Here is a 7,620-nt window from a genome sequence, read left to right on the forward strand (position 1 = left end):
CCCGTGAACGACCCCTCCGTCACCCTCCCGTTCCCCCGCGAGCCCAAGTACGGGCAGGCCGAGAAGGACGCCGTCCTCAAGCTCCTCGACGACGGCCACCTCTCCGAGATCAACCGAGGCCCGGCCACCAACGCCCTCGAAGCCGCCTTCGCCCGCCTCACCGGCACCCGCCACGCGCTGTCGTTCAACTCCGGCACCGCCTCCCTGCACGCCGCCCTCCACGCCGTCGGCGCCAGCCCGGAGGCCGGTGTCGCCGTCTCCCCGATGACCTGGGTCTCCGCCATCACCGCCGTCTTCCAGGCCGGCAGCTACCCCGTGTTCTGCGACATCGAGCCGGACAGCCCGAACATCGCTGCCACCGCCGTCGCCGAGGCCGCCGGCGCCTGCTCCGCGATCCTCGCCACCCATACTTGGGGCATCCCCGCCCGCATGGACCAGCTCGCCGCCGCCACCGACCTGCCGATCGTCGAGGACTGCTCGCACGCCCACGGAGCCCTCTACCAGGGCCGCACGGTCGGCTCCTGGGGTGCGGCCGGCTGCTTCAGCCTCCAGGAGTCCAAGTCCGTCTCCGGCGGCGAAGGCGGCATCCTGACCACCACGGACCGCAAGGTCTACGAGCGCGCCCTCACCCTCGGCCACCACCCCGCCCGCCTGGCCGACGAACTCACCCTCCCCGAGCTGAAGCCGCTCGCCACCACCGGCGCCGCCTACAAGTACCGGATGCCCGCCCTGTCCGCCGTCATCGCCCGCCAGCAACTGCGATCACTGCCCGACCGGATGCTGGCCGCCGAACAGAACCTCGCCACCCTCCGCAAGGTGCTGGAGGAGTGCGACGCGCCCGTCACCTGGCCCTCGATCGGCGAGCTGTCGGTGCGCGGCTGGTACGGCACCCCGCTGACAGTCAGCGTCCGCGTGCCGGACCCGGCCGAGCTGAGCAAGCGGTTCAAGGCCGCTGGCATCCCCGTCCGCCACCTGTACGAGGACTGGACACAGGCGCCACTCCTCCAGCGCCCCGAGCTGGCCGCGCGCTTCTGGCCGCACGTGGCCCGCAGCCCCTACCGGCCGCCGACCAGCGAGGAGCTGCCCAACTTCCACAAGGCGATGCGGCAGATGATCATCCTCAAGGTGCCGCAGATCCCCGCCCCGGACTACATGGAGCAGGTCGGCGAGGCCCTCGCCGCCGTGCTGGTCCGCACGCTGGTCACGGCATAGCCGCGAACGCCTCCTGCACCACCTCGCGCCGCTCGCTCCACCAGGCCAGGAAGCGCTCGGCGGGCAGAAACAGATGGTCGCAGGAGTGATCGTCGCGGTCGTAGTGGAAGACCAGCTGCCAGTAGTCCGACATGCGCTTCCACCACAGCCGCTCCACCGCGTCCGCCAGGGCCGCCACCGGGATCGGCACCACGGACCGGTAGCCGGCCACGAACGCGGCCGTCCGCTCCAGGTCGAGGAAGCCGTCCTCACCGCCGAACTGCACCGTGGCGGTGCGGGCGACCTCCTCGCCGAACGGGCGCACGCGAATGCGGTCCCAGTCGATCACTCCGGCGATCTTGCCGTCGTGCCACAGTACGTTCCGGTGCTGCACGTCACCGTGCGTCCAGCCCACCGGACCGACCGAATCCGTGCCGGGGTGCTCGCTGCCGTACTTGTCGAGCAGCAACTTGCGCTCGCTCAGGGCTACGGCCGCCTCGACATCGAAGGCCAGCGGGCTCTCCAGGGCCGAGATCAGCGCCAGGAACCGCTCCGCCTCACTGCGGGCCGCCTCCACCGTGGTCACTGAGGCCCTCACCTGCTCCGGCCCTGGCGGCAACAGACGGGCGGTCCGCTCACAGTTCAGGTTCTGGTGAATCCGACCGAGCAGGGCACCGAGATCGGTCGCCTCGTCCAGCTTGAGCGCGGTCCCCGGCCGGTGACCGCCCTCCGTCCAAGGAATCAGACAGTACCCACGCCCTGCGATCTCCACCACCGTCTCCCCGGCGAAGGCGGTGGAGGGCCGCCCGACCGGGACGCCTGCGCCGGCCAACTCCGCCAGGACCGCCAAGTTCCGGCGAGCGAGCGGCAGGGGCACGTCCATGATCCGCTTCAGCGCGAACGAGCCCCTGGCCGTGTCCAGTCGCCAGTTCCCGTTCATCAGGCCGTTGGGCAGGAAGCGACACGCCTGGATCTCACCGAGCCCGAAGGACTCGCCGAGGACCACCAGGTCCTCCTCGATCTTGCTGTAGCGCGAACCACACGCTGCGCCGTCCATCGCTTCCGTCACCCGATGGAGGCTAGCGGAGCGCAGGCCCCGGCGAGGACGGATCGACCCTCCCACCCCGCTTCCGGGGTCCTGGTTCCCCGGTCAGGGTGTTCAAACCTCGGGCATGCTCGCCACATCCAGCCACAACCCGGGCAACCCGAGCGCCGCGATGGTGCAGGCCCGCACCGCCGTCGTGTGCGCCGACAACGCCGACCATCACACCATTCGCGCCTCGATCCGCTCCCTGCAACGGCCGGATCCGCGACCGCGTCTTCGTTCGAGGCGCATGGCGCATGGCGTATGGCGTATGGCGCGACTCGATCACCTACTCGATCCTGGAGCAGGAGCGGTCGCCGATCAGCGGGACGGGGGAGGCCGCGCAGGAAGGTGGGAACGGGAGCGACTCCGGCCCGCCCGCGTAGACACACGCTGCACGACCGGTACACCGCCCCCGCCGCCCCGGCGTCCACGGATTGCTGACGTCCTGTAAACACGCCGCTGGTGTCCTGCTTCACGCCCGCCCCGCAACCGGGGCGGGGCCGTCGAGCAGTAGGAGAACCCAGTGAAAGACGCCTCGACCCGCACCGCCCGTGTCCGCGCCCGGTCGGCGGGGGCGGTGCTCGCCGCATGTGCGCTGTCGGTCGGCGGCCTCGCGCTGACCGCCGGGCCGGCGGACGCCGCTCCGGCAGCGGCCGCGCCGGCGGCCGTGGCCGCCGCCGCCGATCAGGTGATCACGATCCAGGACCGCCAGAACCACAACGCCCTGGCCAGCGCGGACGGCGAGGGCTCCCGGATCGTCGCCCGCACCTACCGGGACAGCTCCACCAGCTTCCGGCTCGCCGACAGGTCCAACGGGCGGATCGCCCTCACCCGCGACGTCAACGGCACCGAGCGCGTGGTCGAGATGGACACCAGGGACGGCCGGACCACCCAGTTCATCCACTGGTGGGCGGGCGACAACCAGCAGTGGACCCTGGAGAACGCCGCAGAGGGCGGCACCTATCTGCACAACGCCCGGGACAACCGCTGTCTGACCTACCACGGCCAGGACCGCGAGGTCACCGTCGAGTCCTGCGACGGCACCATGTCCCAGCGGTTCGACCTGGTGACCGGCAGCGAGCAGCCGCCGACGCCCGCGCCCGAGCAGCGGTTCCTCCAGCGCCTCAACGAGCTGCGCGCCCGGTACGGCAAGGCACCGGTCCGCTCCAACCCGACGCTGGCCCAGGCCGCCCAGTGCAACGCGGGCCAGATGGACCAGCGCCATGTCTCGGGCCACTTCTGCGACTCGGCCGGCATCGCCAAGGGCCTCGGGTACAACGTGCGGAACTGGGGCGAGATCGCCTTCTACGGCCCCACCACCGTCGACGCCGCCTTCGACGGCTGGGTGGCCTCCTCCCTGCACCTCGGGATCATGGTCGGCGACTACACCGAGGTCGGCCTCTCCCGCGTGGGCACCGCCTCCTGGAACGCCGACTTCGCCACCCGCTGACACCCGGCGGCAACGGGCGACGGGCGACGGGCCGGCCGGACCTCCGCTACAGGTTCGGCCAGCCCTCGCGGTTGGAGCAGGACTCGTAGTCGTAGCGGGTGTCGTGCTCCCACTCCTCGCCCGTCGCCGCCTCGTACGCCTCCTCGTGCACGTACAGCAGGGACTCGCCGCTGCGGAAGGAGTGGGCGGCGAACAGCTCCGGCTCCCCGAGCACCCGCTCGTACGCGGCACGGCCGGCGGCGACCACGGCGGCGCGGGCGTAGAGGAAGCCGTCGTCGCTCAGCGGCAGCGACTGCCCGGGGTATGCCGGGTCGACGGCCCGCTGGGTGCCGTACTCCTCGCGGTCCAGGCGGTACAGGGCTTCGGCGAAGCGTTCGCCGAAGCCGAGGATCTCCTCGACCGGACCGGCTGCGAGCACCTCCGAGAGCCGCTCGCAGCCCTCGTCGAAGGTGGCGCATACGGCGACCGCGGGCTCGCCGCCGATCAGGTCGACCAGCTGCCAGAACCGCTCCCAGGACAGCTGCGGGGACAGCTGCGGGGGCAGCCCGGCCGCCGGTGCCTCGTCGATGGTGCTCACGGTCGTACCGTTCCGTTCCGTGCTCGGGTGGGTCGGGACAGATCCTGGCACGGAGGACCGACAACCGGCGGCCGTCGGTCCTCGATCCGGGCCCGGCCGCCCGGACCCGCCCACCCGGCCGGCCCGCTCAGACGTCCCGGCGCCGGACGGCCGTCACCGCGAGCAGCACGGACCCCACCGCCCACCCCGCGTAGGCGAGCCACGAACCCGCCACCGTCGCCGGGTGGGGCGGGAGCAGCACGTTCGTCAGGTCGACCCAGGACAGCCGCCGCCACGCCGTGAGCGGCATGGCGTGCGTGATCGCCGCCGACCAGGCGTGGTCCTCGTTGAACGAGGCGGGCAGCAGGAAGAGCACCAGGACACCGGCGACCACGCTCGCCGCCGCGTGCCGGATCAGTGTCCCCAGGCCGAAGCCGATCAGCGCGCAGACCGGTGCCAGCAGCGCGGCGGCCGCGACGGCCCGCAGCGCGCCGGGCTCGGCGATCGACACCCCGGCGTGGCGGCGGCTCAGCAGGGCCTGCGCCGCCCAGAAGGAGGCCCCGGCGGCGAGCGTGCCGAGGCCGAGCATCGCCGTCGCCAGCACTCCGGCCTTGGCCAGCAGCACCGCCCGGCGGTCCGGGACGGCGGAGAAGGTGGTGCGGATCATGCCGCTGCTGTACTCGGCGACGACCACCGCGGCACCGACCCCGACCGCGAGCAGCATCAGGAGGTCCACGGCCGCCAGGGTGAACGAGGCGTTCAGCGCCGCACCGGCCCTCCCGGACCCCGGCGGCGGGCCGCCGGGCTCGGTGTTCAGGTAGGTGTGGCGCGCGGCGTTGAGGTTGACGGCGACGAGGACCAGCAGCCCGGTCCCCAGTACCCAGGGCATGGAGCGCAGCGACCAGAACCTGATCCACTCGGCGGCGTACAGGTCCCGGAAGCGGGGCCGCGGACCGTCCGCGGCGCCGGCGCCGGCAGCGGGACCGGTGGTGGTCGGAACGGTGGCGGTCGGAACGGTGGTGGTCATCGCGGTCCTCCGGCGGAGTGGTCGGCGTGGTCGGCGGTGAGGGCCATGAACGCCTCCTCCAGGGAGGCCGTACGGGCGGTCAGTTCGAGCAGCGGGACGCGGTGGTCGAGGGCGAGCGCGCCGATCCGGGCCGGGTCCAGGCCGGTCACCAGGAGCGTGCCGGCGTCGTCGCCCGGCCTTACCTCGCCACCGGCCGCCCGCAGGGCGTCCGCCAGTGGCCCGGGCCCGGCGGTCCGGACGGTGACACCCGGTGCGCCCGCGCCCTGCCCGGCGCCGCGCGCGGCGAAGTCCGCGAGGCTCTCGTCCGCGATCAGTCGGCCGCGGCCGACCACGACCAGGCGGTCCGCGGTGTGCTCCATCTCGCTCATCAGATGGCTGGAGACGAACACCGTCCGCCCCTCGGCGGCCAGCTTCCGGAACAACTCGCGCACCCAGCGCACGCCCTCCGGGTCCAGCCCGTTCAGCGGCTCGTCGAACAGCAGCACCGGCGGGTCCCCCAGCAGCGCGGCCGCGATGCCCAGCCGGCCCGGCCGCCCCTTCGAGCCCGACCTCCGTCAGTACCTCCTCCACCCGTCCACGCGGCACCGCGTTGCTCCGGGCGAGCGCCCGCAGGTGGGCACGGCCGCTGCGGCCGCCGTGGACGTCGCCGGCGTCGAGCAGCGCGCCGACGTGCCGCAGGCCGCGCGGCAGCTCCCGGAACGGACGCCCGCCCACGGTGGCGGCGCCGGAGGTCGGCGCGTCCAGGCCGAGGATCATGCGCAGGGTGGTGCTCTTCCCGGCGCCGTTCGGGCCGAGGAACCCGGTGACCAGACCCGGGCGGACGGTGAAGGTGAGCTCGTCGACGGCGGTGGTGCGGCCGTAACGCTTCGTCAGTCGGTGGACTTCGATCATGTGCTCCACACTGCCGCCGGGCCGCCCACCGGCACATCCGACCGGGGAGGACACCTCGGCGGCTCCCGCTGTCACCCCTGGTCGTACACCCCCGGTCCGATGCCCGCGGTCCGCCCCGCCTCGTACGATCGGCGCATGTCCGAGACGCTCGCGCCCCCGCCGACCCTCCCGCCCCGCCTCCGGCGGGTACCGCCCGGTGCCTGGACCGCGCTTGCGTGGTGCCTCTCGCTGCTCTCGCCCGCCCTCGGGGATGCCGGCAGTCCGCCCCCCGGGACCACCACCGACGCCACGAACCCCGGCGACCCGCCGGCCGCCCACCAGGACTGGGCGACCGCGGCGTTCACCACCCCGGTCGCCCTGCTCGCCGCCGCCCTGCTGCGCCGCCGGCCCCGCACCGCCGTCGCGCTGCTGCTGGCCGCCACCGTGGCGCAGACCAAGGCCTGGCGCTGGGAACTCCAACTGCCGCCGACCGCGCTGCTCGCGGTGGTCACCGCCCTCTGCCTGGTCACCGCCGCCGAACCGCGCCGGACCTCCCGCGCGGCCCTGGCCATGGTGCTGGGCGCGCTGACCCTGCATCTGCTCCTCGCGCCCGCGCTCGGCGGCGGCCTGCTGCTCACCGGCACCCGGATCGGCGCCAATGACGCGGGCATCCTGATCGCCGTCATCGCCTGGCTGGTGGGCCGCTCGGTCCACCAGTCCCGGGAGCACGCCGAGGCGTTGAGCGCCCGGGCGGCGGCACAGGCGGTCACCGCCGAACGGCTGCGGATCGCCCGCGAGATGCACGACACCGTGGCACACAGCATCGGCATCGTCGCCCTCCAGGCGGGCGCGGCCCGCCGGGTCCTCGACACCCGGCCGGACCGGGCCCGCGAGGCCCTCGCCGAGATCGAGACCGCCGGCCGGGAGACCCTGGCCGGGCTGCGCCGGATGCTCGGCGCGCTCCGCCGGGCGGACGACGCCGACGGCCCCGGGACCGACGGCTCCTCCGTCCCGGCCCACACCCCGCCCGGCCTGGCCGACCTCGACCGGCTGGCCGCCGCGACCACCGCCGCCGGCGTGCGGGTCGACCTCCGCTGGCAGGGCGAACGGCACCAACTGCCGCCCGAGGTCGACCTGGCGGCCTTCCGGATCGTCCAGGAGTCGCTGGCCAATGTGGTCCGCCACGCCGGCACCCCCTCCTGCCGGGTCACCGTCGACCACCGGCGGCCCGCCGAACTCGGCCTCGACATCAGCGACCGCGGCCGCGGCCGTGGCACCTCCCCCGCCGGCTACGGGCTGGTGGGCCTCCGGGAGCGGGTCGCGCTGCTGCACGGCGACTTCACCGCCGCGCCGCGCCCCGACGGTGGTTTCCGGGTCACCGCCCGCCTGCCGCTGAAGGGATCCGCCCGATGACACCCGCACCGCCCGCCACCCCCGCC

General features: G+C 73.9%; 7 protein-coding genes and 1 pseudogene. 4 read left to right on the forward strand and 4 right to left on the reverse strand.

Annotated elements, in window-relative coordinates:
* The first annotated feature begins 3 nt into the window (after positions 1 to 3).
* Positions 4 to 1,212 (forward strand): DegT/DnrJ/EryC1/StrS family aminotransferase, encoded by a 1,209-nt coding sequence (locus ADK60_RS07065; protein WP_053644124.1) that lies wholly within the window; start codon positions 4 to 6, stop codon positions 1,210 to 1,212.
* Here the strand turns inward: ADK60_RS07065 and ADK60_RS07070 are convergent.
* Positions 1,202 to 2,260, reverse strand: coding sequence for a phosphotransferase (locus ADK60_RS07070; RefSeq protein ID WP_234370976.1), 1,059 nt, complete (start codon positions 2,258 to 2,260; stop codon positions 1,202 to 1,204). The genes ADK60_RS07065 and ADK60_RS07070 overlap by 11 nt on opposite strands.
* Positions 2,261 to 2,532: 272 nt before the next feature.
* On the opposite strand from ADK60_RS07070, the gene ADK60_RS47510 reads away from it, so the two are divergent.
* The gene (locus tag ADK60_RS47510; RefSeq protein WP_286185258.1) at positions 2,533 to 2,661 is read left to right on the forward strand and encodes a hypothetical protein; all 129 of its coding nucleotides are present in this window, start codon (positions 2,533 to 2,535) and stop codon (positions 2,659 to 2,661) included.
* Between the two features lie 140 nt (positions 2,662 to 2,801).
* Positions 2,802 to 3,728: a CAP domain-containing protein gene (locus tag ADK60_RS07075; RefSeq protein ID WP_053644128.1), complete on the forward strand. Its 927-nt coding sequence runs from the start codon at positions 2,802 to 2,804 to the stop codon at positions 3,726 to 3,728.
* 46 nt (positions 3,729 to 3,774) lie between these two features.
* Here the strand turns inward: ADK60_RS07075 and ADK60_RS07080 are convergent, their stop codons facing one another.
* The 3 genes and pseudogenes from ADK60_RS07080 to ADK60_RS07090 form a co-directional block, all read right to left on the reverse strand.
* Positions 3,775 to 4,305: a DUF4240 domain-containing protein gene (locus tag ADK60_RS07080; RefSeq protein ID WP_053644130.1), complete on the reverse strand. Its 531-nt coding sequence runs from the start codon at positions 4,303 to 4,305 to the stop codon at positions 3,775 to 3,777.
* Positions 4,306 to 4,432: 127 nt separating this feature from the next.
* Positions 4,433 to 5,311 carry an ABC transporter permease gene (locus ADK60_RS07085; protein WP_053644133.1) on the reverse strand — a complete coding sequence of 293 codons (879 nt, stop codon included), beginning with the start codon at positions 5,309 to 5,311 and terminating at the stop codon, positions 4,433 to 4,435.
* A pseudogene (locus tag ADK60_RS07090) lies at positions 5,308 to 6,202 on the reverse strand (ABC transporter ATP-binding protein). Before ADK60_RS07090 ends, ADK60_RS07085 begins: the two are co-directional and overlap by 4 nt.
* 135 nt (positions 6,203 to 6,337) lie before the next feature.
* On the opposite strand from ADK60_RS07090, the gene ADK60_RS07095 reads away from it, so the two are divergent.
* Positions 6,338 to 7,594 (forward strand): sensor histidine kinase, encoded by a 1,257-nt coding sequence (locus ADK60_RS07095; RefSeq protein WP_053644135.1) that lies wholly within the window; start codon positions 6,338 to 6,340, stop codon positions 7,592 to 7,594.
* Positions 7,595 to 7,620: the final 26 nt, after the last annotated feature.

Source organism: Streptomyces sp. XY431, assembly GCF_001279805.1.
GTDB lineage: Bacteria > Actinomycetota > Actinomycetes > Streptomycetales > Streptomycetaceae > Kitasatospora > Kitasatospora purpeofusca.

What these genes read in the sequence shown, in the direction of transcription:
- ADK60_RS07095 (WP_053644135.1), top strand. Translation starts at nt 6,338, where the DNA reads ATGTCCGAGACGCTCGCGCCCCCGCCGACCCTCCCGCCCCGCCTCCGG.
- ADK60_RS07085 (WP_053644133.1), bottom strand. Translation starts at nt 5,311, where the DNA reads ATGACCACCACCGTTCCGACCGCCACCGTTCCGACCACCACCGGTCCC.
- ADK60_RS47510 (WP_286185258.1), top strand. Translation starts at nt 2,533, where the DNA reads ATGGCGTATGGCGTATGGCGCGACTCGATCACCTACTCGATCCTGGAG.